The sequence below is a fragment of the Butyrivibrio sp. XB500-5 genome (assembly GCF_003625505.1).
GTDB lineage: Bacteria > Bacillota > Clostridia > Lachnospirales > Lachnospiraceae > Butyrivibrio.
In genome coordinates, this window is sequence record NZ_RAIS01000006.1 from 52494 (window position 1) to 76900 (window position 24407).

Below are 24407 nucleotides of genomic sequence, written 5' to 3' on the forward strand. Positions count from 1 at the left end.
AAATCAATCGGCAAAAATGTTTAAGAGCATCTCTCTGATCTGTTCAAAAGAGAATTTCTCATCCGTTTCCTGCATAAGAAACTCATTAACACGTTCTATCTTGGATACGGCATAATCGATATTCTTATTGGCACCTGCTCTATAAGCGCCGATATTGATAAGATCCTCGGCGTCATTGTATGTGGCAAGAACGTTTTTAAGCTTTCCCGCGGCTTTTTTATGCTCGGGATCGGCTATTGCCGACATACATCTGGAAATACTCGCAAGAACATCTATCGCAGGATAGTGATTCTTTTGCGCAAGCTTTCTGTTAAGAACGATATGTCCGTCCAAGATACCTCTGGCAGTATCGGTAATGGGTTCATTCATGTCATCACCGTCTACAAGAACGGTATAAAGACCTGTTATGGATCCTTTTCTTGATCTGCCGGCTCTCTCAAGGAGCTTGGGCATCTCTGCGTAAACACTGGGCGGATATCCTCTCGAAACAGGAGGTTCTCCGCTGGCAAGTCCTATTTCTCTCTGTGCCATGGAAAAACGGGTAAGCGAATCCATCATAAGAAGAACGTCTTTACCCTTATCTCTGAAATATTCGGCTATAGAAGTAGCCGTCTTAGCAGCTTTAAGTCTCTCAAGCGCAGGTTTATCGCTGGTTGCACAAACAACGATGGATCTCTTCATACCTTCTTCGCCAAGGTCTCGTTCGATAAACTCTCGAACTTCCCTTCCACGCTCTCCGATAAGTGCGATAACATTAATATCGGCCTGAGTATTTCTTGCAAACATGCCAAGGAGTGTACTCTTTCCGACACCTGAACCTGCAAATATTCCGATACGTTGGCCTTTTCCGACTGTGAGCAGTCCGTCAACAGCCTTAACTCCGAGTGAAAGCACATCCGATATCGGGTCTCTTGTCATTGGATCCGGCGGCTGATTTTCAACAGAATAGGCAACTCCGCCTTCGAGCATAGTACCTTTTCCAAAGCTCGTTCCGTCAATCCTTCCGAGTCCGTCGAGAGTCTTTCCCAGTAGCCCCTCTCCAACGTTAACGCGAAGCGGCGAATCGGTATTCTCTACAATACTTCCGTTACCGATTCCGCTGGTATTTTCATAAGGCATAAGCTGAACATGATTGTCTTTAAATCCAACAACCTCAGCCATTGCAGGTCTTTCGACATGTTCAGTCGCAGACTCATTGTCTTTTTTCTTAGGATAAATAAGACAGATGTCACCAAGCTTAGCATCGGGACCCGCAGATTCAATGGTAAGGCCGATAACATTGACGACCTTGCCTCTCATGCGATAAAAAGGCGCGGTCTGCATCTTTTTATATTTTGAAAAATCAATAGACGATGTAAGCATAGGCAGTTCCTTCTTTTTTCTTCAAATTTACTATCTCTTTTTTCTGTCAAAAGAAAGAAGCTTCAGCTTCCTTGAAATCTCTTTAAGCTCTACGCCGAGACTGCAGTCGAATACACCACTGTCAGACTCGATCATGCACTCGTTCTCTTTAAGAAGCGGATCTTCAATGATCTCCATCGTGGTATTCGGTGAAGTTATGCACGCATCCAGAGTTTCCTTATGATCCATTATCTCGTCATAGTCATCGGATGAAACATGAACGATAAGGTCATTTCCGGGCTCAATTCGACCGAGAGTACTCTTCAAAAGATGTAAGATAATACCCTTATCTTCTCTAAGGTCGATATCAAATACGTGCTCATATATCTGCGTAAGAACATCAACCATCTCGGGTTCTATCTCATCTACGAGCTGCTGATACTCTTTATCAAGCTCCTGTTTGTGCGCTTCAGCCTCCTGTTTAATGGCTTCCGCTTCGGCAACGCCCTCATTATAACCGGCGTTAAAGCCTTCTGTTCGTCCCTCTTCAATAGCCTGATTTCTGATATTTTCAGCCTGTGCATTGGCATTTTCTATGATCATATCAGCCTGCTCCTGCGCCTGCTGGAGCTTAAGATCGATCTCAGCCTGCATTGCTTCCATGTCAAATTGAGGGTCAGGAAAAGAACCAAGCATGCCCTGATCTTCCGTGAGCTGAGTAAGCTGGTTCATATCTATTCCGGGTGTGAATTCCTCGGGAGCACCTTCTTCCTCAAAGCCCTCTTCCGTTGCCATCTGAGCTCTTTGGCGTTTTATTTCCTGCTCCTGATATTCTTCTATTTTTCTGTTGGCAAGTTCGTTATTGTCAATTATGCGGGCTTCGCCTTGATCAAAGCTTACATAACCGGCCTTAAAAAGATTAGACAACTAGCTCATCACCTCCGCCTCTGGAGATTACGATCTCGCCGGAATCTTCAAGCTTTCTGATAACGTTAACAATCTTCTGCTGTGCTTCTTCAACATCCTTCATACGAACAGGACCCATAAAGTCCATATCCTCTCTGATCATTGCAGCAAGACGTTTGGACAGGTTGTTAAAGATAGCATTCTGAACCTGCTCGGTAGCACCCTTACATGCAAGAGCAAGGTCACTGTTCTCAACTTCACGCAGCACTCTCTGAATAGAACGGTCGTCCAGAAGGAGAACGTCCTCGAATACGAACATTTTCTTTCTGATCTCGTCGGCAAGCTCGGGCTCTTCGATCTCGAGAGTCTCCATGATATGCTTCTCCGTTGCACGATCTACTGTGTTCAAGATCTCTACAACAGCATCTACGCCGCCGATGATCGTATAATCCTGATTTACCAAAGAAGACAGCTTGGATTCCAACACTTTTTCCACTTCCTTTATGGTATCCGGACTTGTTCTGTCCATGGTCGCAATTCTCTTGGCAACATCAGCCTGTCTGTCAGGCGGAAGAGCCGAAAGAATGAGCGATGAATGTGCCGGTGACATGTATGACAAAATAAGAGCGATGGTCTGCGGATGCTCGTCCTGAATAAAGGTAAGTATCTGAGACGGCTCGGTCTTTCTGATAAACTCGAATGGCTTAACCTGAAGTGAAGCGGTAAGCTTACTGATAACATCGAGAGCCTTATCTTCACCGAGGGCTTTTTCAAGAAGCTCTTTGGCGTAGTTGATACCACCTTCCGCAATATACTGTTGCGCAAGACAGACACCGTAAAACTCTTCAAGAATTGCCTCCTTGATCTGCGATGTTACGCTCCTTGTGTTGGCAATCTCAAGAGTAAGCTCCTCAATTTCCTCTTCCTTGAGATGTTTGAATATGGCGGATGACTTCTCAGGTCCTAAAGCTATAAGAAGTATTGCCGCTTTTTGTGTGCCGGTAAAATCCGCGGTAAGCGGATTGGTTCCTCTCATCCCAGCGTCCATAATTCTACCCTCTTGAAACTTTTATTTGTATATATTTTTAAGTTAAAAAACTTAGATGCTCAAAATTAAATATATCAACCAAAATCCTCATTGAGCCAGTTGCGAAGAAGTGTCGCAACGGCTTCGGGATTCTCATCAACAAACTTATCGATAAGTCTCTTAGTCTCAGATCCCGTATCAATCTCGATATCTTCAAGAACTTCCTCAGGCTGTGACTCGAGAAGTGATTCAACCGAAAGCGGTTCGGGTTCGGGCTCTTCCTCTGTCTTTTTCTGCATCCACATACTTCTGACGATAATGAATGCCAAAAGTCCGAGAATAATGAGTATCATCAGTATCTGAAGGATATCTGTAAGAGTCATCCTCGATCCTGTTCTGTCAAAGAATACATACTCATTATTGGCCGTCATCGCAACATTCTCGGGGCTGATACCCGTTGCCTTGGAAACAACATTTATCATATCCTCGGGAACCTCGGTCGGAATAGGCTCCTTGTTTGCGATCTTAAACTCATTCCATGTCATGTTTTCATTCTCAGCAGGATCATAATCCTCTTCTTTCATGACAATGTAGTTGATCGCAGTAACAGATATTGATGAATCCGAGTACTTTATAGCACCCGGCTGATTGGTCCTTGTGGTTATCTTCTCATTGGGAAGATAATCCCTTGATTCCTCGTTGATATTCGAACTTGAATTGTTATTGTCCTGAGTTACGTATGTGGTCTCATCATCGGCATTGGTATCCGTTCCCGGAATTCCACTGATACCGTTTACGTTCTCCGCAGTATAAATATCCTCATGACTAAGTACACCCTGAGTCTGATCTTCGGCGGGTGTATAAGTATGATCTACAGTCTCTTCATGAGAAAAATCCATGACAAGATTACTTGCAACCTCTATATCATCGTACAGCTTGGTTCCAAGTAATACTTTCTTCACTTCATTTTTAACTATCTGCTCAGCCTTGGCTTTAACAGACAGCTGTGTGCTTGCCATTCCGGAAGTGGTTGTATCCTCGTCTCCGGAAAAGAGCATGTTTCCGTTAGTATCAAGAATAACAATATTCTGAGTATTGTCATTACCTATAGCCTTGGCAACGGCCTTGGCAAGGAAAGCCGCATTATCTTCCGAAAATTCGGCGCCCTCAGCAAGCTCCAATAATATACTGGCGCTTGACTGTTCCTTATTACCGATAAGTGTTCCGTCATTATCCGGAATATGGAGATTGACGTTGGCACTTTTTATTGCGCTGAACTTTTGGATAAAGTCGGATTCCAGTCTACTCTCCAAGTAAAGCACATATTTCTTTTGTTTGTCTGATTCCGTTGTTGAAAAACTGCCGCTTGTGACATTATCGATACTGTAAGCGTATGATTGAATATCGTTGGCTCCAAGCAACAGATTGGCGTTGGCCTGATCTTTTTTAAGTACTTTGAATTCCAATCCGTCATCGGAAATCTTGTAGTTAATAGAGTTAGAATCAAGAAGCTCTTTTATCTCTGAAGCTTCTTTCGTAGAATTGGCGGTAGCCAAAGGAATATACTGAGGCTGATTAAGTACGGAAACCGTTATAATTATGGTCAGTAATATAACAGAACCCGCCCCAACAACGAGTGTTTTCTGTTTTGCAGTAAATTGATTCCACCAGTCGAGAATTTTCTGCCACAAGGCCTTAAGTCTTTCAGCCATGTATTCTCCCTCCCCAAAAAACTAAAAAATAAATCTAAAAAACATCAGATCTGCATCTGAGTAAGCTCTCTGTAAGCAGCAAGCGCTCTGTCTCTGATGGCCGTTGTATATTGAAGAGCCATCTGCGCTTTCTGAAGAGCAATTGAAAGATCGTGGGTATTGTCGGTCTGTCCGAGCGCCCATTTGATCTCTTCATTCTCTGCGTCAGATAAATAAGCATTGGTTGTATGGATATTCTCCACAGCCTTATCAAAGAACACTGAAAAAGCCTGCTCATTGCCCTTCTGATCGCTACCGAGAACGTTATATACTCTGCTGTTAGCCTTCTCAGCATTCCTGATAACAGGTGATGATACGTTTCTAAGCTGAGAAATATCAAGTGATGCCATATAAATATCCTCCCAAAAAGATACTCATAATAATTCCGAGAACATCAGCCCTGTCCGAGCTCAAGACCTCTTGTTGCGATATTCTTGCTTGCATTAAATGCAGTTGCATTAGCCTCATAAGAACGGCTTGCGTCTATGAGATTGGTCATCTCTGTGACCGTATTTACATTGGGATATGTAACGTAACCGTTCTCATCCGCATCGGGATGTGAAGGATCGTAAACAATATTCATCTGAGTCCAGGTATCATCCTGAACCTTGGTAACCTTAACGCCGCGTCCCGAATAATGGTCCATTCTCTCGTTAAGGATTCTTGAGAACGGAGTCTGTGAGCCTTTCTCAGCAAAAGTAACCACTTTTCTTACATAAGGGCTTCCGTTCTTGGTTCTTGTTGTATTTGCATTGGCAATATTCTCAGAGATTATATCCATACGAAATCTCTCAGCAGTCATGCCCGATGAATTGATATTAAAAGAATCAAATATACTCATACTCTATCCCTCCGTTATGATGACTTCGTTACCATTTGAAGGTTCTTAAACTCTGCATTAAGCCCTTCCATAAGTCCCTGGTACTTAAGCTGGTTGGCAGCCAGAGTTACGTTCTCAGTATCTATATCGACATTATTCCCATCGGTTCTATATGAGAAATTGGAATAATCATTAACTACTCTTGCCTTAAGATGCTTATCCTTAAGATCTCCGACCTTCTGATCCATGGTCCTATACTTGGAATGACCGAGCGCTCTTTCAAGCTCAGCCTCAAAGTTAAGATCCTGCCTCTTATAGCCCGGAGTATTAACATTGGCAATATTGTTGGAAAGTACTTCATTCCTTGTCCAGGAGGCATCTGCCGCCTTATCAAGGACGTTGATGTAATCAAAAACATTGCTGTTAATCATATCTCGCCCTCCTCGATACCAAAAATGAACATAATGATAGATACAGTTTTGGTATCATACTTATATTTATAATAGAATTATTTTGTTCAAAATACAAGCAAAATATACTTTATCTTGTGCTTGTATTAAAAACTCACTACAAAATATATAAAAAGGATTTATCAAAAACGATAAATCCTTTCATCAAATTCCATCCTGATATGAATTTGGATATTATGCCAAAAGCCTTATTACATCTCTTGTTTGAGCTTTTTTATCTCGGAGAAGACAACATCGTTCGTAACTTTGATATATGTTCCCTTCATTCCCGAAGATCTTGATTCTATAACGCCCGCACTCTCAAACTTTCTAAGCGCATTAACTATAACGCTTCTTGTTATGCCGACTCTGTCCGCGATCTTACTTGCTACAAGAACGCCCTCCATTCCGTCAAGCTCATCAAATATATGAATAATTGCTTGCATCTCGGAAAAAGAAAGTGTGCTGATCGCCGATTTAACAACCGCAAGCTTTCTGTTTTCTTCAGCGTTCTCTTCGTTGACGGCCCTTAGCATCTCAAGTCCGACTACCGTCGTTCCGTATTCGCAAAGTATAATGTCATCGATATCATACGGAACCTTGGTCTTATAGATAAACAAAGTTCCCAGTCTCTCACCCGCTATCTCAATAGGAGTAATTATTGCCTGAAATTTGGAGCTGTCCAACCCTTCAAATCCAAGCGTCTCAAGGTTTACATTTTCCTTGGTGGATAGAATGGTAAGAAGTCTTTCGTTAAGCATCGGATCGATGAATTCACCAACCGTTGCGGCAAGCATCTTACTTAACGAATCAACGCCTACGCTCTCACCTATTCCGAGAACCTTGCCTTTTTTGCTGATAACAAACATATTAGAAGACAAAATGTCGCACAACACTCTGCAGATATCATTGAATACGACCTTCCCGGAATTGCTATTGTGTAATAGTTTACCAATCTTACGGGTCTTATCCAAAAGTTGAACACTACTCATTAAAAATATCTCCTTTTGTTGTCCAAATAGCGACAATTTATTATATACACTATTGTAATCATATCATAAAAAAATAGGCGCTTCAAACCACAAAGCGCCTACAATTATGAAAAAAAGCTAAAGTTTTCTAAAAATTCAATCAAATTATCAGTTATTTCTTTTCATCGTCTTTCGAGCAGATAAATCCGCAATCCTGATTACTGCAAACAAGCTTGTTGCTCTTTGCGACCATAAGGCTTCCGCACTTGGGACATTTCTTGTCGACAGGACGAGCCCATGACATGAAGTCACACTCGGGATTATCGATACATCCGTAGAAAATACGACCTTTTCTTGTACGTTTCATTACAATGTCTTTGCCGCACTTAGGGCATTTAACACCAATCTTCTCATAGTAAGGCTTGGTATTCTTACACTCCGGGAATCCGGGACATGCAAGGAATTTACCGTGAGGGCCGTATTTGATAACAAGATTTCTTCCGCAAACCTCGCAGATCTCGTCAGTAACCTCATCCTGAACCTGTATCTTCTCCATCTCTTTTTCAGCTGCACTTACAGCTTCTTCAAGATCGGGATAGAAATTCTTTATAACAGTCTTCCACTTAACATCACCCTCAGCGATTCCGTCGAGAAGCGCCTCCATGTTGGAAGTAAAGTTAACATCGACAATCTGGGGAAATGCATCCATCATCATCTTGTTAACGGCCTGTCCAAGCTCTGTTATGTAGAGACTCTTGTTTTCCTTGGTAATGTAATGTCTTGCCATGATAGTAGAGATAGTCGGAGCATAAGTTGAAGGTCTGCCTATTCCGAGTGCCTCAAGGTCATGAACAAGTGATGCCTCTGTGTAATGAGGAGCCGGCTGTGTAAAGTGCTGATCTGATTCAAATGAGTCAAAAGAGAGCTTTGAATCGGCATTAAGATTGGAGCTGATTACATTCTTCTCAATCTGATCCTCATCATCTGTATATACATTTAAAAATCCGTCAAAAACAGTCTTGGATGCGGCAAGTGTAAAGCGATGCTCACCTGCATCGATCTTAACCGAAGTTGTCTCATACTTGGCAGCAGCCATTCTGCTTGCCATGAAGCGTCTCCAGATAAGCTGATAAAGTCTGAACTGGTCTCTTGAAAGGAAATCTTTGACCTTAACCGGTGTCTTATCAACATAAGTAGGTCTGATCGCTTCGTGTGCATCCTGAATCTTAACGTCTTTTTTCTTGGAAACGGATCCGTCCGCAAGATACTTATCACCGAAGTTCTCTTTGATATAATCATTGGCCGCAGCCACTGCTTCATCTGATACTCTGGTTGAATCGGTTCTTAGGTAAGTGATAAGACCGACTGTCCCTTCACTTCCAAGATCAATTCCTTCATAGAGCTGCTGAGCAACCCTCATTGTCTTCTGAGTTGAGAAATTAAGGGCCTTGGATGCCTCCTGCTGAAGAGTTGATGTAGTGAAAGGAAGCGGAGCCTTCTTGGTTCTCTCTCCCGTCTTGATATCGGAAACCTTATAGCTCTTACCCTTTAAGGATGCGCAGATAGCATCAAGCTCTTCTTTGGATTCAATCTCCTTCTTCTCGTTGCCCTTACCGTAATAGTGCGCAACGATAGGCTTCTTTTCTCCCGCAATATCAAGTTTTACATCAAGTGTCCAATATTCCTTGGGTATAAAAGAATCGATTTCTTCTTCTCTGTCCGCGATTATTCTAAGAGCAACAGATTGTACTCTTCCTGCAGAAAGACCTCTTTTGATCTTTGACCACAAAAGCGGAGAAATACTGTAACCAACCATTCTGTCAAGGACACGCCTTGCCTGCTGAGCATCGACAAGATTCATATCGATGTCTCTTGGGTGTTTCATAGCTTCTTTTACCGCATTTTTGGTGATCTCATTAAATGTGACTCTCTGGATCTTGGCTTCGCCCTCTTTTAACTTAAGTGCGGAGATAAGATGCCAGGAAATAGCTTCTCCCTCACGGTCCGGGTCGGTTGCGAGATACACTTTGTCGGCTTTCTTAACCTGCTTACGAAGTGCCGCAAGAACGTCTCCTTTTCCGCGGATAGTAATATACTTGGGCTCAAAATCATGCTCGATATCTACGCCCATCTGACTCCTCGGAAGATCTCTGACATGTCCGTTGCTGGCCGCAACTTCATATCCCGAGCCGAGGAATTTCTTTATAGCCTTAACTTTTGTCGGTGACTCAACAATAAGAAGTGAATTTTTCTTTGATACTGGTTTCTTAGTTGCCATTACTGTAAATACAACCCCTTCATACAAAATTTACTCACGTTCTTATTAATAAACATTTTAAGAGTTTTCGTCAACCCTAAAATTTTAAGAGTGTTGTTATACATTACAGACCGGCTGCAAGATGATGCCGAGTTTTCTCCTCATACATCATTCTGTCGGCATGATCTATAAAGTCTTTGATCTGCATCTTACTGTTGCGCTTATAAGTAGCAATTCCGGTACTTACGGAAAGATCCATCTCGCCTTTATTGCTCCATTCGATCATGGATACCGCATCCTTGATCTTATCAACACGCTCTTTTAGTATCTTTTCATCGGAAATCGGAGTTACAACGCAGAATTCGTCTCCGCCGAATCTTCCGACAACAGTATCGTCATCAAAAGTTTCTTTTAATATATTCGCGATAGCGGATAAAACTTCATCTCCGGATCTGTGTCCGAATCTGTCGTTAATAAGCTTAAAGTAGTCAATATCTACCATAATAACGGAAAAAGACTTAAACACACTGTCGTTAACCGCTTTTTTAAGAGCCTTGTCGATTCCTCTTCTGTTAACCACACCCGTCAGATAATCCATGTTGACGTCGCATCTTTGAACATAGATAAACAAAATAAGGAAAGCAAAGACCGTTGCCGCGTAAGCAAAATTAATGCCTGTAATAATAAATTGCGAGATTATGCCGACGCCTACAATAATGGGCAAAGCAAGAAGCGGCGTTCTGTATACCGATATAATTGCGTTTCTGTAATAAATGATATACGCAAGAATACAGATACATGCCATTGCATGGAAAACAAGTCTTATATAAAAGAAATTACCTCTGTGGTAGCCTGCAAGATCATAGTAAAAGAACAAATTTAAGCTAAACAATGTCGAAACGGTGATGATAAAGAAATTGCTGATAGCGTACGCCTTAACGGGCAATATAAAAAAGCCGCTAAGGTCGTCGGTCAGCTCGTCTTTCTTAACGAAACAATCGATATAATGGATTGCGAAAAGAAATCCGAAGGGATCCAGTGAGAATATAACGTATGTGGCAAATTTAGAAAAGCCTGTAAACGTACCGCCTACAAGCGTGCCTACATCGATAAGAGCTGAGGCAATAACAAGTATGGCCAAAATTCCTATCAATCTGGTAAAACTTAAATTTGATTTGGATTTTCTATCATTTTCCTGAAAGACAAGAAGCATCATTGCCAACGAAAATGTGTAGATATTGATTACCAAATCCCCTAAACAAGCCATATTCATACATCTACCCCACTGTTATATGAATATCATATCCATCCTTCTCCCAGATAAACCCATAAACATTTTTACTACGAAGAAGAAAAAATATCAAGATGCCATTTTCGCTTTATGCAAATAAAGCCACCAGACCCCATCGGGGTCAAGTGGACTTTTTGCAGAATTTATAAAAATTGTATAAACAAAAACACTTGCTATTAAAAGTGACCACAATCCCTTATCTGATGCTTTCTTCTATGTTTTCCGAAAGCCACTTTGCCCATTCTTCCATGCCTTCGCCTGTCTTGGCACAGATGGGAATGATCTTAGCCTTAGGATTTCTCATAAGTATGTTCTCTTTACATTTTTCAAGATCAAAATCAAAATATGGCATTACATCAATCTTATTTATAAGAACAACATCACAGATTGAAAACATCAAAGGATATTTAAGAGGCTTGTCGTGTCCCTCGGGAACCGAAAGGATCATGGCATTCTTGGTACTACCCGTGTCAAACTCTGCGGGACAAACAAGATTTCCTACATTTTCAAGTACAGCAAAATCAATATCCTCGACACCGAGTTCCTTAACGCCCTGTCTTGTCATATCGGCATCAAGATGACACATTCCGCCTGTATGAAGCTGAATTGACTTAACGCCCGTCTCTGCGATCTTGATAGCATCAACGTCTGAATCGATATCGGCTTCCATTACACCAATCCTGTATTTGTCTTTTAATAATTCGATCGTTCTTGTAAGAGTCGTTGTTTTTCCCGATCCGGGTGATGACATCAGATTCAAAAGAAATGTCTTACTTTCTTTAAGCTCGTTTCTAAGCTTCTGCGCATCCTGATCGTTATCTTCAAAGATGCTTCTCTTAACTTCAACCACGCGTATGTTACCCATTGCTGTCTCCTTTATGAAAATAATTTTTTCTTTCTTTCTATCATCTCGTCAATCTGCTCCATATAAAGCTTAATATCCTTGACGTTATCACACCTCTGTATTCGTCCGCCGAAACCGTAAACTCTCTTTGTAACTGTGCCTGCACCGAGAGCAACTATTGACTGAACCTCTTCATTAATAAGTATATTATAGATTCCGGCCTTTCCTTTTCTTGCATAGCCGGTATTTTCGTAATTTCCGCTGATATTCTTCTGGCGATAAAGATAATATGGTAAAAGACCCATCTGCTTAGCTCCCTCAGATGCTTCTTTCATCATTCCCGCCATAATAACAGCCTCATCTTCTTCGCCGTGAAGAATATTGCCTTTTTTCTCGGCGTCAGCCTTTCTTTCCATTAGGATCTCCGCAAGCTTCGAACCTCTTTTTATGGCAAGCGAATGCACCGTAAGGTCATCGGGATCCAGCTTTTTTATCTCACTCATAGTATAGGCAACGTCTCTTTCTTCTTCACCGGGAAGGCCGAGAATAATATCCATATTGATATTATCAAAGCCCTCTTCCCTTGCCAAGTTAAAAGCATCGACAAGCTCTTTGACAGTATGCCTTCTTCCTATTAGTTCAAGTGTCTCATCCTTCATTGACTGAGGATTAACCGATATTCTGGTTACTCCCATCTCTTTCATCACTTTGAGCTTTTCTCTTGTAATAGAGTCGGGTCTTCCGGATTCAACCGTAAGCTCTTTTACCTTGGAGACATCGAGCTTATCGTAAACATAAGACAAAAGTCTCTTGAGCTGATTCGGCTCAAGTGTTGTGGGTGTTCCTCCTCCTATATAGATCGTATCAAGTGTCTTACCTTTGAAATTCTCCGAAACATAATCAATTTCTTTTTCAAGGCAAGTAAGATAATCATCAACGATATTCGCATATGCTCCGATCGGATAAGCCGTGAAAGAACAATAAAGACATCTTGTCGGGCAAAAAGGGATTCCGATGTATAGACTATAGCCGTTCTCATAATCTATATCACTAAGGATCTCTTTTTCCCTGTGAGCTATAAGAAGGCTAAGCTCGATCTTTTCATCACTGACAAAGTAAGTCTCTTTCATATAGGTGCGAATCTCATCATCAGACATGCCTTCATCCAAAAGATTCATCACAATCCTTGTAGGTCTGATACCGGTAAGATTGCCCCATGGAAGCTCTTTCCCGGTTTCTTTAGATAAGAGCTTATATATATTTCTTTTAAGCTCATTCTTGGTAACATTTACATCAATGTTATAAACAATATCTTCGCCGGCTGAATCTTCTATAAAATTAGTGTCTCCGGGAATAACCTTTATCTCTTCTTTAGGAAAAAAAGCCTTAAAAAGAGAATGGATGTCATATGCAAATTTATCTTCCGAAATAATAATCTTAATCATTGTAATACCTTTTGAAATACTAATATCCAAAAGATTATACCACAATAAAAGAGCCGCAAGCGGCTCTTTTAAAGATATTTTTATTTAGCTGTGAATCCGTTAACAACCTTCTGATATGTTACGTTACGCGCTCTGTCACCGGCGAACTCGTTATTGATAACATTTGTAAATTTTGTATACTGAAGTACAAAGAATGTAGCAAACTGATCTGCGCCTTCTGCGCTGTCAGCAAAATTATAATCCTGATCCTTTACGTTGTTATGCATTACTCTGTCAATGTTCTTAAAATATGTATTCCACTCATATACCATGTAGTTGAGCTGGCCGTCAACACTCTGGTAATCAAGCTTATTCTTCTTACAATATACCTTTAATCCCTTAAGTCTGTCACCTGACCATGAGCAAAGACCATATCTCTCAACACCGTCCTGATTATTAACAGCATTGGGATTATAACCTGTATCAAATTCCATAGTTGCCATGATACCTGCAATAGCAGCCTTATTCTTAATTCCTGCATTATTTACAAGGAAATTGTAAATATGCTGCTCTGTGCTCTCCTGTGACTGACCGGGAGCTGAAGCTGCCTGAGCTGCGGGAGCGGGTGCTGCACTGTTAGTTACAGCGGGTGCCTGAGTTGATGCATTTGTTGTAGCTGCATTTGCTGATGAAGCCTGTGCAATCTGCTTTACTCTGGGGTAATACTCCTTTGCTCTCTTTCCTTCATCATTTTCCGCAAAACCTGTCAGAACATACTGGCATACAAGGTAATCACCAAAACTCTGTGCACCTGCCTCTGAATCAGGGAAGTTATAATCCTGATCGATAGGAGTATTATGCATTGCTCTGTTTACGTTCTTAAATGAAGTTTCCCACTCGTATTTAATAAAACGTAACTGACCTTCGAAGCTCTGCCAATCATAATTGTTCTTCTTACAGAAAGCCTTAAGATTATTAAGTCTATTTCCTGTCCATAAGCAAAGACCGATTCTGTCTGCCCCTGTGTCACCGTCACAAGCAACCATCTGAGGATTAAATTCTGAATCCTGTTCGATTACGGCAATAATACCTGCGATAGCGGCATCATTCTTAACACCACATTCATTCTTCATGAAATTGTAGATCTGCTCATCAGGAGTGTTTCCGGGTACCTGTGCAAATGAAGGTACAACACATCCGAGCATCATAGATATTGAAGCGACTACAGCCGCGACTGTTCTGCAAAGAACATTTACTTTTTTTCTGTTAAACATTTTTAAAATTTCTCCCTTTCATTTTAAATAAGCATATTTGTTAAACTGAGTTATTGCCAAAAGCAATTTACTATAACTTTGTCCTTATTGATTTTGTAATCATCGGACGATCATATATTACATCGTATGTAACTATTTGTCAAATCTTTTTTAATTATTTTTTTAAAATAAATTAAAAAAGAGCCCGCAAAGGCTCTTCGTTACTGCATTTACAGCTGCAAATTTTTTTTAGAAAAAAGGATTATATTCCTTTTCATGACCGATTGTTGTCATCTCTCCGTGCCCCGGATATACATAAGTTTCATCAGGGAGGACAAACAGTCTTTCTGTAACTGATCTTACAAGCTCGCTTGTGGAGCTGGTAGGAAAATCGGTTCTTCCGATAGATTCCTCAAAAAGCGTATCTCCGCTTATAAGTATGTCTGCATCTTCGAAATAGTAACAGCAGCCACCGGAGGTATGTCCGGGAGTGGCAATAAGCTTGCACGAAAGATCCGCAGCTTCAATTATATCTCCGTCTTTATATGTTACATCCGGAGTTATTCCTAAATTCATTCCGTAATAATTGGAAAGATTAAGATGGGGATCTTGGCAGATGGCAATTTCTTTTTCATAACAGCCAACCTTCGCTCCCGTTAGCTCTTTAAGTTCCTCAACTCCGCCGATATGATCGAAATGACCGTGCGTAAGTAATATAAGGTCAACCACAAAGTCTTTTTCGGAAAGATAATCATAGATATACTTTCCTCTGTCTCCGGGATCAAAGCATATAACGTGCTTTTTCCCGCTTTCATCAATCTTCTCCGGATCAAAAACAAAGTAAAAGTTGGTAGCAACCATGCCAAGTGTAAGTAACCCGACATTAAGTTTTCTTTTTGCCATCAGCCTGTTGTCCTTTCAATGTCAATAACGCTATCAATCTGTCTGATCTTATCGACGATAATTCTGAGCTGCTCTCTGGAGCTTACACGGAACGAAGTCTCCATTGTGGCAAGCCCCTGCTTACTCGTTCTTGTATTCATCGAGATGATATCGATATCTTTCTCGGTAAGCGCTCTTGAAATATCGGCAAGAAGACCGCTTCTGTTATTGGCAAATATCTTGATCGTAGCGGCATACTGACTTCCCGTTGTGGAATCAGACTGCCATCTTGCCTCGATAAGTCTGGTTCTGTCTTCTTCCTGCATCTTAATAACATTGACACAGTCTTTTCGGTGAATCGATACACCTCGCCCTCTTGTAACAAAACCGCATATCTCATCGCCGGGGACAGGATTACAGCACTTGGAAAATCTAACAGCTACGTCATGTACACCCTTAACGATAATAGCATTGTCGGAACCGGAAACCTGAGGAGTAACATTGGACTCCGCAACGGCAGCAAGAACTTCCTCATCGGTGATGTTACGCTTATGCTCTTTCTCTCCGAGCTCAAGCATCTTGTTGATGATCTGGCCTTCCTTGAGTCCGCCGTGTCCGACTGCGGCAAGAACTGCGTTCCAATCATGGAAACCGTATTTTCTTATAACAATATTCTGGAATTCAGGCTTGGAAATTGCAAAAAGATCTATTCCCTTACTGCGACAATACTCGATAAGGAGCTCTCTGCCCTTGGCAATATTCTCCTCTTTAAGCTCATGCCTGAACCATTGATTGATCTTATTCTTGGTTGATGTGGCCTTGGCAATGGCAAGCCAGTCTCTGCTCGGGCCTCTTGAATTCTGGCTGGTGATAACCTCAACTCTGTCACCGTTCTGGATCTTATAATCGATCGGCACAAGTTTACCGTTAACTTTGGCACCTATCATCTTGTTGCCGACAGCACTGTGAACACTGTAAGCAAAGTCAATAGGCGTAGAACCTGCAGGCAGGTTTTTGACTTCTCCTGTAGGAGTAAAACAATAAACATCCTCTGAGAAAAGGTTGAGGTCACTCTTAAGAAGATTCATGAACTCCTGGTTGTCAGACATGTCCTGTTGCCATTCCAAGATCTGACGAAGCCAGATAAGCTTCTCCTCTTCTCCGTTTTCAGCCTTTTTACCGTCGGATGCTTCCTTATATTTCCAGTGGGCAGCGATACCGTATTCAGCAGCTCTGTGCATATCATAGGTGCGAATCTGAATCTCAAAAGGCTGTCCAGTCTGACCGATAAGCGTCGTATGAAGAGACTGATACATATTGGGCTTGGGCATAGCGATGTAATCCTTGAATCTTCCGGGAATAGGCTTATACATCTCGTGAATGACACCAAGAGCCGCATAACAGTCTTTTACAGTCGCAACAATGATTCTTATGGCAAAAAGATCGTAAATCTGATCGAGAGTCTTGTTCTGATTGCGCATCTTCTTATAAATACTAAAGAAATGCTTAACTCTTCCGTTGACATCACCGATTATTCCGGCATCTGCTATAGCCTTTCTGACATTGGCGCAGATATCCTCAACGTATTTCTCCCTCTCGCTCTTTCTTACGGAAACCTTCTCCACAAGATCATAGTAAACATCGGGTTTAAGATATTTAAGTGAAAGGTCATCAAGCTCAACCTTGATACGGCTGATACCAAGTCTTCCCGCAATAGGGGAATAAATATCAAGGGTCTCCTGAGCAATCCTTGACTGCTTCTCCGGAGGCATATGAGCAAGAGTCCTCATATTATGAAGTCTGTCGGCAAGTTTGATCAGAATGACTCTGATATCCTTAGCCATCGCAAGGAACATCTTACGAAGGTTCTGAGCCTGCATATCAAGCTGTTCCTGCGTCTTATTGGCGTTATCTGTTGAAAGCTGCAGAGCCGTCAACTTGGTAACACCGTCTACAAGTAACGCAACATCCGCGCCAAACTCCGCTTCGACCTCTTCCTTGGTGTAGATAGTATCCTCAACAACATCATGAAGAAGGCCCGCTGCTATAGTCTCTTTATCCATTTCGAGGTCGGCAAGGATTATGGCAACACAAAGAGGGTGAATAATATAAGGTTCACCCGATTTGCGTAACTGGTCCTTGTGAGCTTCAGCCGCTGTGTTGTAAGCCTTTTCTATAAGGGAAATATCATCTGAAGGGTGATACTTTCTGACTCTCTCTATAAGTCCCTCATAGAGCTTATCAGGCGCCTGAAATTCCTCAATGGCTTCAATTTTTCCGTCATCGAAGTCCTGCGGCATTTACATTACTTCCCTTCGTAGCTTATTGCAGCATCAAGTCTGTACTTGCTGATTCTTTCTCTTCCTTTAAGGCCCTTAAGTTCCATAAGAACAAGAACTCCGGCAACTTCGCCGCCAAGCTTCTCAACGAGCTTGATCATAGCTTCGATGGTACCGCCTGTAGCCATAAGATCGTCTACAAGAAGAACCTTCTGTCCGGGCTTGATCGCATCCTTGTGAAGCTCAAGTACAGCCTTACCGTATTCAAGGTCATATTCTACCTCGATTGTCTCGCAAGGAAGCTTACCCTTCTTACGAACAGGAACAAGCGCCTTACCTCTGTTATATGCTATAGGTGCGCTAAAGATAAAGCCTCTGGATTCAGCACCAAGAACAACGTCAAAATCCAAATCCTTTACCATATCCTGCATTTTGTCGATAGCAAGTTTAAATCCGTCGGGATCCTGTAAAACAGATGTGATGTCCCTAAACATGATTCCTTCCTCGGGAAAATTAGGAATGGTTCTAACGTAATCTTTTAAATCTTTCATAATGAAAATCCTCTCTACCTTGCGCTAAAACGCACCGGCAATACAAAATATTATTTCAGTATATTAGTATATCACAAACTGACTGCATTTGAATAATTATATTTCCAATTTCTCTTGTCAAATGGGCATCCTGAATGTATAATCATTTTTGTGTCAAGAAAGCATGGGCATGCTGGAATAGCGCAGTTGGTAGCGCAACTGATTCGTAATCAGTAGGTCGAGGGTTCAAGTCCCTTTTCCAGCTTAAAAAAAGAAGGCTTTATCAGCCTTCTTTTTTTATTACTTTTTTCTTCTGCCACGCTTTTTCTTATTGATATTCTTTATTGCTTCCTTTGATACTATATCAAATATTCTTTCCTCTTCGATCTTGGCATATTTTTCTTCGATAGCCTTTTCCTCGTTCGCGAGCTCTTTTTCATATTTTTTCTTAAGCTCCGAAAGAAGTCTCTGTTCCTCTTCGTTCTGCTTTTCTTTTAGAGCGGTGAGCTTCTCATCACGCTCTTTTTCTTTCTTGATCTCCTCTTCTTCCTTAATGGCGCGTATCTTCTTCTCCTGCTGTGTATAAGGAGTAAGCGAGAAGATTGCAAGTGAAACGGGAGCAAGCTTTATGCTTACGGAATAATCGCGTCCGTCGGCCTCTTTTCTTTTAGCTTCTATCTTACCTTCATTGAGGATTCCGGATCCGCCGTAGCTGACATCGTCACTGTTAAAAATTTCCGTATATCTTCCGTCAGCGATGACACCTATCTCATATTCACGCTCGATTCCCGCCATGTTGGCAACAACGAGCAGAATCTCTTTTTCATCAGAACTCTTACGTGCAAAAGAGATCATGCAATCATCCGCAGCCAGATTATTGATCCATTCAAAGCCGCCCTCAACACTGTCAAGCTGATGAAGTGCCGGATGCTCTTTATAAAGAGCATTAAGCTTTGAAAGCATGTTTTCAACAAACACCGACTGGTCAACAGTGAGTGCATCAGGTTCCATATATATGTGCTTTCTTCCGGGATGAACCATCATAAAGCTCAGCGCCAGCCTTAGATTTGCCATCTTCTGATTGGAATCACCCGGCATGAGATAATACAGACCATCCAGTCCCTTTTCAAGCTCCTCATGCGTAAAGCTTAAGATAAAGCGCTCTGTATAACTGTAGATAATGCTAAACGTAAGCTCGTCGTGGTGGCCCGATCTAAACAATGGATCGTTCTGCATGTAAGAAAGAAAATCTCTCGTCCAGCCGTTGTTCCACTTATAATCAAACCCAAGACCGCCGTCGTCTATACTGTCGGTAACCTGCGGCCAGCATGCCGTCTCCTTGGTTATCATGAATACTCCGGGATTATCCTTGTGTACGGCAGTAGTTAACTGTTTAAGAAACTCAAGCGCCTCCAAATTCTCGTTTCCGCCGTAGATATTAGGCATCCATTCTCCCGGTTTTCTGTCATAGTCAAGATAAAGAATCCTTGAGATATCGGATATCCTAAGACCGTCCACATGATATTTTTCAATCCAGAAAAGAGCGTTTGAAACAAGGAAATTCGTAACTTCTTTTCTACCGTAATCAAATATCAGATCGCCTGATTTGGGATGGATTCCGACTCTCGGATCTTCGTATTCATAAAGAGCTTTACCGTCAAAATCGCTAAGTCCGTATGACGCCTTGGGAAAGAACGTTGGAACCCAATCAAGGATGACTCTGATTCCGTTCTCATGCATGGTATTTACAAAGTTCATAAACTCTTCAGGCTTACCGTTGGCATCGTCAAGAGCAAAGAAATCAAGAATATGATAAAAATGCTCGGGAATATGCTTCATAACAGGCATAAGTTCAACTGTATCAAAGCCGTGGTCCGTAACATAAGTCAGGATATCTTGCGTTATCTCTTCTATTGTAGTCTTATGCTCATGTCTTTCGGCAAACGCATCAAGAGAAAGCTCGCAAATAGAAAGAGCTCCCTCGTCCTTGTCGAATTTCTTTCTTGCGGCGATCCACTTTTCATCAGTCCATTTAAACGGAACAAACTTATTTATAACGGAAATAACGCCGTTTTCTCCTTTTGATTTTGTAGCATAGGGATCGGGTCTTTTATAGATGTGACCGCTTCTGGTCTTAACTTCAAATTGATAGCCGTCGTCTACCTTGGCGCCCGGAACAAATATCTCAAAAATTCCGATAGGATCGAGTCTGTGCATCTGACACATTCTTCCGTCCCAATTATTGAAATCACCAATAACGCTGACTCTGGCAGCAGAAGGAGCCCATACCGCGAACTGCGTGCCGGCTACTCCGCCACGCCTCATGGGATGAGCTCCTAATTTTTCATAGATACGGTAATGAATACCGCTACCGAACTTTATAAAATCCTCACGGTCCATGGTAGGTCCGAAGGAATAAGGATCAATAACAGTTTCCTGCTTGTCGTTTTCATCGGTTATGATGAATTTGTACTTAAGCTTGTCAACATAAGGAACAATAGCCGCATAAAAACCGGCTTCATCAGCAAGCTCCATCTCATAAGCCTTCTTGGTATTCTCAACAAGAACACTTACAGCCTTCGCATTTGGATAAAAAGCCTGCACAAGATAGTTTCCTCCAACCTTATGTGCTCCGAGTATTCTGTGCGGATCGTCTCCGTCAGAATAAATAATCTCTTCAATCTCCGGCCAGTTCATCATCTTGTACAGTCTGTTATTCACTATGGTCCCCTCCAAATAAAAAACAATACTTAAATTGTTGTTATTTAGATAATTGTACCATTAATTTCGTGAATAAATAACCCACTTAAGAGCTTAGGCTCAAACCAAGTTGACTTTGGAGGCATAAGTCTCTTCTCATCGGCAACGGCAAAAAGCTCCGAAATAGATGTGGGATACATGGAAAAAGCAAGCTTCATGTCATTATGGCACCTATCCTCAAGCTCTTTAAGTCCTCTGATTCCTCCGACAAAATCAATTCTCTTATCCGTTCTGGGATCTCCGATACCAAGAATCGGTGAAAGAACTTCGTTCTGTAAAACAGAAACATCGAGTCCGTCTACAGCATCGCTCTTTAATATGTCTGCATGAGCGGAAAGTCTAAACCATTCGTCATCGATAAACAGGCCAAACTCGCCTTTTTTAAAAGGTTTAACAGCCTCATTTTCTTTTACAAGATCAAACTTCTCTTTAAGCTTATCAAAGAATTCATCCTTGGAAAGGCCGTTAAGATCCTTAACCACGCGGTTGTAGTCCATGATCATAAGCTCGTTGTCAGGGAAAAGAACCGAAAGGAAATAGTCATACTCTTGCTTACCGCGAACCTTTCCTTCATTCTCTTCTCTTTTCTTAAGTCCGACCTTGACCGCCGATGCACATCTGTGATGACCGTCCGCAATATATACGGCATCGATGGTGGCAAAAATCCTGCTGATTGTATCGGTCTCCTCATTGTCATCAATAACCCATACTCTGGACTTCACGTCATCTGCGGAAACAAAATCATAAACGGGTTCATCCACTTCTTTAACCTTATTAATAAGATCGGAAAGCATCTTATTTTCTCTATAGCAAAGGAAAATAGGTCCCGTCTGAGCTTCACAGTTATAGACATGCTTAATTCTGTCTTCTTCCTTGTCAGCTCTTGTATTCTCATGTTTCTTGATGACTCCGTTTAAATAGTCATCTATAGAAGCGCAGGCAACTATACCGGTCTGAGTTCTGCCGTTCATTGTCTGCTCATAGATGTAATAACTCTTTTCTTCGTCCTGAACAAAGACACCGTTCTCCATCTGCTCATGAAGCATGTCATGTGCCTTCTTGTAAACTTCGGGCGCATACATGTCATGATCGGGCTCGAACTGTGTCTCAGGTCTGTCTATAGCAAGAAAAGACTCGGGATTTTCTTTTACATATTCAAGAGCCTCTTTTCTGCTAAAAACATCATAGGGAAGAGCCGCAACTCTTCCCACTTTTTCTTTTGTCGGTCTGTATGCCTTAAAAGGTCTGATATCCGCCATAATTATGCTTCTTTCTTTACAACTCTGACTCTGATAACACCGTCAACTTTAGTAAGCTTCTTAACAAGGTCGTCTGTGATCTTATCTTCAAGATCGATAAGTGTATAAGCATAGTCTCCCTTAGACTTATTGGTCATATCGGAGATGTTGTAACCTGCATCACCGAGCGCAGTTGTGAACTGGCTGATCATGTTGGCAACGTTCTTATGGAAAATTCCGATTCTGGGACGTGTGCAGATGCCCATGTCGCAGTTAGGATAGTTAACCGAATTATTGATGTTACCGTTCTCAAGATAATCCTTAAGCTCAAGAACTGCTTTAACAGCACAGTTATCCTCAGACTCCTCTGTAGAAGCACCAAGGTGAGGGATAACGATACATCCGTCGTGACCTGATGTTGTAGGGTTCGGGAAATCTGTAACATACTTACGGATTTTGCCTGAATTGATTCCTGCAAGAACATCAACTTCGTTGCAAAGGATATCTCTTGCAAGGTTGATAAGGATAACTCCCTTCTTCATCTTAGCGATAGCGTCCGCATTGATCATGCCCTTTGTAGAATCAAGCGCAGGAACATGAACTGTGATGATATCGCACTTAGAATAAATATCATCAACATTGGTTACGTGCTTAACGTCTGAAGAAAGTCTCCAAGCGGCGTCAATTGAAAGATAAGGATCATATCCGTAAACATCCATACCAAGCTGTCTTGCGGCATTAGCTACTCTGACACCGATAGCCCCGAGTCCGATGATACCGAGCTTCTTACCGAAGATCTCAGTTCCTGCAAACTTCTTCTTTGACTTCTCTGTAAGCTTAGCGATATCGGGGTCTCCTGCATTAGCCTTAACCCACTCTGTACCGCCGATGATATCTCTTGAAGCAATAAGCATTGCAGCAAGAACCATCTCCTTAACACCGTTGGCATTGGCACCGGGTGTGTTGAATACAACGATACCCTGCTCAGCGCACTTATCAAGGGGGATGTTGTTAACTCCGGCACCTGCTCTTGCGATTGCAAGAAGGTTGTCAGAGAACTCCATCTCAAGCATGTTGGCACTTCTTACAAGAATGCCTTCTGCGTCATCAACATTGTCTACTACCTGATACTCATCAGTGAAATTATTAAGACCGATCTTGGCAATCGGGTTCATGCATTTGTACTTATACATTATGAATTCTCCTTCTCAAACTTAGCCATAAATTCAACGAGCTTCTGAACACCTTCGATAGGCATAGCGTTGTAGATACTTGCTCTCATACCGCCAACCGTTCTGTGTCCCTTAAGGCTTACAAAGCCTGCAGCTGTAGCTTCTTTGATGAACTTAGCATTAAGCTCTTCGCTGTCAGTTACGAAAGGAACGTTCATAAGTGATCTGTCCTCAGGTCTTACTGTACCCTTGAACATCTTGCTCTGATCGAGATAATCGTAAAGAATCTTAGCCTTAGCTTCGTTTCTCTTCTTCATCTCCTCAAGTCCGCCCTGCTTCTTGAGCCACTTAAATACAAGACCGCACATGTAGATGCTCCAGCAGTTAGGTGTGTTGTAAAGTGAACCGTTGTCTGCCTGAGTCTTCCACTTAAGCATTGTAGGTGTAAATGCGGGAACGTCATCTCTGATAAGGTCTTCTCTGATGATAGCGATAACAAGACCTGCAGGTCCTACGTTCTTCTGAACACCGCCGTAGATCACGCCGTACTTTGTAACATCAACAGGCTCTGAAAGGAAGCATGATGATACGTCGGAAACAAGAACATGCCCCTTAGTATTGGGAAGAGTCTTGAACTTTGTTCCGTAGATTGTATTGTTCTCGCAGATATATACGTAATCAGCATCCTCAGGGATGTCAAGATCTGAACAATCCGGAATGTAAGAGAAAGTCTTGTCAGCACTTGAAGCAACCTCGATAGCCTCACCGTATTTCTGAGCTTCCTGGTAAGCCTTCTTAGCCCACTGACCTGTAACGATATATGCAGCCTTGCCGTTCTTCATAAGGTTAAGAGGAACTGCAGCGAACTGCTGGCTTGCGCCACCCTGTAAAAAGAGAACCTTGTAGTTGTCAGGAATATTCATAAGATCTCTGATATCCTGCTCGGCAGTCTGAATAACCTCATCGAAAGTCTTGGATCTGTGGCTCATCTCGTTGATGGACATTCCACATCCGTTGTAATCAAGCATCTCTGCAGCTGCCTGCTTCAATACTTCCTCGGGTAACACTGCCGGTCCGGCAGAAAAATTATAAACTCGTGACACTTTTGTATCCTCCTGTGTTTTATCATATTAAAGCATTAAAAAGCCTCAATAATTTTATTCTATACGCAGATAAAAAAATGTCAATAACGTCATTCCATAATCTTTGTTA

General features: G+C 41.8%; 20 protein-coding genes and 1 tRNA gene. 1 reads left to right on the forward strand and 20 read right to left on the reverse strand.

The features are described from left to right. Nucleotides 1–3: 3 nt before the first annotated feature. The 16 genes from fliI to D6856_RS11330 form a co-directional block, all read right to left on the reverse strand. Nucleotides 4–1362, reverse strand: coding sequence for a flagellar protein export ATPase FliI (fliI, locus tag D6856_RS11255; RefSeq protein ID WP_330544341.1), 1359 nt, complete (start codon nucleotides 1360–1362; stop codon nucleotides 4–6). Nucleotides 1363–1392: 30 nt separating this feature from the next. Beyond that, nucleotides 1393–2268 carry a FliH/SctL family protein gene (locus D6856_RS11260; RefSeq protein WP_120686965.1) on the reverse strand — a complete coding sequence of 292 codons (876 nt, stop codon included), beginning with the start codon at nucleotides 2266–2268 and terminating at the stop codon, nucleotides 1393–1395. Next, nucleotides 2261–3295, reverse strand: a complete 1035-nt coding sequence (gene fliG / locus D6856_RS11265) for a flagellar motor switch protein FliG (protein WP_242948067.1) — start codon at nucleotides 3293–3295, stop codon at nucleotides 2261–2263. The genes D6856_RS11260 and fliG overlap by 8 nt, the downstream gene beginning before the upstream one ends. Nucleotides 3296–3369: 74 nt before the next feature. Then, nucleotides 3370–4986 (reverse strand): flagellar basal-body MS-ring/collar protein FliF, encoded by a 1617-nt coding sequence (fliF, locus tag D6856_RS11270; RefSeq protein ID WP_120686966.1) that lies wholly within the window; start codon nucleotides 4984–4986, stop codon nucleotides 3370–3372. A gap of 44 nt (nucleotides 4987–5030) precedes the next feature. Further along, nucleotides 5031–5375, reverse strand: a complete 345-nt coding sequence (locus D6856_RS11275) for a flagellar hook-basal body complex protein FliE (protein WP_092242815.1) — start codon at nucleotides 5373–5375, stop codon at nucleotides 5031–5033. A 44-nt stretch (nucleotides 5376–5419) separates the two neighbouring features. Next, nucleotides 5420–5866 (reverse strand): flagellar basal body rod protein FlgC, encoded by a 447-nt coding sequence (flgC, locus tag D6856_RS11280; RefSeq protein ID WP_092242819.1) that lies wholly within the window; start codon nucleotides 5864–5866, stop codon nucleotides 5420–5422. Nucleotides 5867–5880: 14 nt separating this feature from the next. After that, complete coding sequence (gene flgB / locus D6856_RS11285; protein ID WP_120686967.1) at nucleotides 5881–6276, reverse strand: flagellar basal body rod protein FlgB; 396 nt, start codon at nucleotides 6274–6276, stop codon at nucleotides 5881–5883. A 230-nt stretch (nucleotides 6277–6506) separates the two neighbouring features. Beyond that, nucleotides 6507–7286: a GTP-sensing pleiotropic transcriptional regulator CodY gene (codY, locus tag D6856_RS11290; protein ID WP_092242823.1), complete on the reverse strand. Its 780-nt coding sequence runs from the start codon at nucleotides 7284–7286 to the stop codon at nucleotides 6507–6509. Nucleotides 7287–7437: 151 nt separating this feature from the next. After that, the gene (topA, locus tag D6856_RS11295; protein WP_092242826.1) at nucleotides 7438–9543 is read right to left on the reverse strand and encodes a type I DNA topoisomerase; all 2106 of its coding nucleotides are present in this window, start codon (nucleotides 9541–9543) and stop codon (nucleotides 7438–7440) included. Between the two features lie 103 nt (nucleotides 9544–9646). After that, the gene (locus D6856_RS11300; RefSeq protein ID WP_120686968.1) at nucleotides 9647–10795 is read right to left on the reverse strand and encodes a GGDEF domain-containing protein; all 1149 of its coding nucleotides are present in this window, start codon (nucleotides 10793–10795) and stop codon (nucleotides 9647–9649) included. Between the two features lie 214 nt (nucleotides 10796–11009). Continuing rightward, on the reverse strand, nucleotides 11010–11678 hold the full coding sequence (gene hypB / locus D6856_RS11305) for a hydrogenase nickel incorporation protein HypB (RefSeq protein WP_120686969.1): 669 nt from the start codon (nucleotides 11676–11678) through the stop codon (nucleotides 11010–11012). Between the two features lie 11 nt (nucleotides 11679–11689). Continuing rightward, a complete protein-coding gene (gene hemZ / locus D6856_RS11310; RefSeq protein ID WP_120686970.1) occupies nucleotides 11690–13102 on the reverse strand; it encodes a coproporphyrinogen dehydrogenase HemZ in 1413 nt (470 codons plus the stop codon). A gap of 80 nt (nucleotides 13103–13182) precedes the next feature. Further along, on the reverse strand, nucleotides 13183–14355 hold the full coding sequence (locus tag D6856_RS11315; RefSeq protein ID WP_120686971.1) for a phage tail tip lysozyme: 1173 nt from the start codon (nucleotides 14353–14355) through the stop codon (nucleotides 13183–13185). Between the two features lie 228 nt (nucleotides 14356–14583). Then, a complete protein-coding gene (locus tag D6856_RS11320) occupies nucleotides 14584–15237 on the reverse strand; it encodes an MBL fold metallo-hydrolase (RefSeq protein WP_120686972.1) in 654 nt (217 codons plus the stop codon). After that, complete coding sequence (locus tag D6856_RS11325) at nucleotides 15237–17516, reverse strand: RelA/SpoT family protein (RefSeq protein WP_120686973.1); 2280 nt, start codon at nucleotides 17514–17516, stop codon at nucleotides 15237–15239. The genes D6856_RS11320 and D6856_RS11325 overlap by 1 nt, the downstream gene beginning before the upstream one ends. Nucleotides 17517–17521: 5 nt before the next feature. After that, on the reverse strand, nucleotides 17522–18046 hold the full coding sequence (locus tag D6856_RS11330; protein ID WP_092242844.1) for an adenine phosphoribosyltransferase: 525 nt from the start codon (nucleotides 18044–18046) through the stop codon (nucleotides 17522–17524). A 171-nt stretch (nucleotides 18047–18217) separates the two neighbouring features. Here D6856_RS11330 and D6856_RS11335 point away from each other — a divergent pair. Beyond that, nucleotides 18218–18290 (forward strand) — tRNA-Thr (locus tag D6856_RS11335). A 35-nt stretch (nucleotides 18291–18325) separates the two neighbouring features. Here D6856_RS11335 and glgB read toward each other — a convergent pair. From glgB to serC, 4 genes are read right to left on the reverse strand one after another with little or no spacing between them, the layout of a single operon-like run. Beyond that, nucleotides 18326–20746, reverse strand: coding sequence for a 1,4-alpha-glucan branching protein GlgB (gene glgB, locus D6856_RS11340; RefSeq protein ID WP_120686974.1), 2421 nt, complete (start codon nucleotides 20744–20746; stop codon nucleotides 18326–18328). A 44-nt stretch (nucleotides 20747–20790) separates the two neighbouring features. Next, nucleotides 20791–22044 (reverse strand): DUF1015 domain-containing protein, encoded by a 1254-nt coding sequence (locus D6856_RS11345; protein ID WP_120686975.1) that lies wholly within the window; start codon nucleotides 22042–22044, stop codon nucleotides 20791–20793. 2 nt (nucleotides 22045–22046) lie between these two features. Next, entirely contained in the window at nucleotides 22047–23216 is a 1170-nt protein-coding gene (locus tag D6856_RS11350; RefSeq protein WP_092242855.1) for a phosphoglycerate dehydrogenase, read from the reverse strand. Beyond that, entirely contained in the window at nucleotides 23216–24298 is a 1083-nt protein-coding gene (gene serC / locus D6856_RS11355; RefSeq protein ID WP_092242861.1) for a 3-phosphoserine/phosphohydroxythreonine transaminase, read from the reverse strand. The genes D6856_RS11350 and serC overlap by 1 nt, the downstream gene beginning before the upstream one ends. Nucleotides 24299–24407: the final 109 nt, after the last annotated feature.

Excerpts from the sequence above, each read along its gene's own strand:
- fliI (WP_330544341.1), bottom strand. The coding sequence starts at position 1,362 with ATGCTTACATCGTCTATTGATTTTTCAAAATATAAAAAGATGCAGACC.
- fliG (WP_242948067.1), bottom strand. The coding sequence starts at position 3,295 with ATGGACGCTGGGATGAGAGGAACCAATCCGCTTACCGCGGATTTTACC.
- fliF (WP_120686966.1), bottom strand. The coding sequence starts at position 4,986 with ATGGCTGAAAGACTTAAGGCCTTGTGGCAGAAAATTCTCGACTGGTGG.
- D6856_RS11275 (WP_092242815.1), bottom strand. The coding sequence starts at position 5,375 with ATGGCATCACTTGATATTTCTCAGCTTAGAAACGTATCATCACCTGTT.
- flgC (WP_092242819.1), bottom strand. The coding sequence starts at position 5,866 with ATGAGTATATTTGATTCTTTTAATATCAATTCATCGGGCATGACTGCT.
- flgB (WP_120686967.1), bottom strand. The coding sequence starts at position 6,276 with ATGATTAACAGCAATGTTTTTGATTACATCAACGTCCTTGATAAGGCG.
- codY (WP_092242823.1), bottom strand. The coding sequence starts at position 7,286 with ATGAGTAGTGTTCAACTTTTGGATAAGACCCGTAAGATTGGTAAACTA.
- topA (WP_092242826.1), bottom strand. The coding sequence starts at position 9,543 with ATGGCAACTAAGAAACCAGTATCAAAGAAAAATTCACTTCTTATTGTT.
- D6856_RS11300 (WP_120686968.1), bottom strand. The coding sequence starts at position 10,795 with ATGAATATGGCTTGTTTAGGGGATTTGGTAATCAATATCTACACATTT.
- hypB (WP_120686969.1), bottom strand. The coding sequence starts at position 11,678 with ATGGGTAACATACGCGTGGTTGAAGTTAAGAGAAGCATCTTTGAAGAT.
- hemZ (WP_120686970.1), bottom strand. The coding sequence starts at position 13,102 with ATGATTAAGATTATTATTTCGGAAGATAAATTTGCATATGACATCCAT.
- D6856_RS11315 (WP_120686971.1), bottom strand. The coding sequence starts at position 14,355 with ATGTTTAACAGAAAAAAAGTAAATGTTCTTTGCAGAACAGTCGCGGCT.
- D6856_RS11320 (WP_120686972.1), bottom strand. The coding sequence starts at position 15,237 with ATGGCAAAAAGAAAACTTAATGTCGGGTTACTTACACTTGGCATGGTT.
- D6856_RS11325 (WP_120686973.1), bottom strand. The coding sequence starts at position 17,516 with ATGCCGCAGGACTTCGATGACGGAAAAATTGAAGCCATTGAGGAATTT.
- D6856_RS11330 (WP_092242844.1), bottom strand. The coding sequence starts at position 18,046 with ATGAAAGATTTAAAAGATTACGTTAGAACCATTCCTAATTTTCCCGAG.
- D6856_RS11345 (WP_120686975.1), bottom strand. The coding sequence starts at position 22,044 with ATGGCGGATATCAGACCTTTTAAGGCATACAGACCGACAAAAGAAAAA.
- D6856_RS11350 (WP_092242855.1), bottom strand. The coding sequence starts at position 23,216 with ATGTATAAGTACAAATGCATGAACCCGATTGCCAAGATCGGTCTTAAT.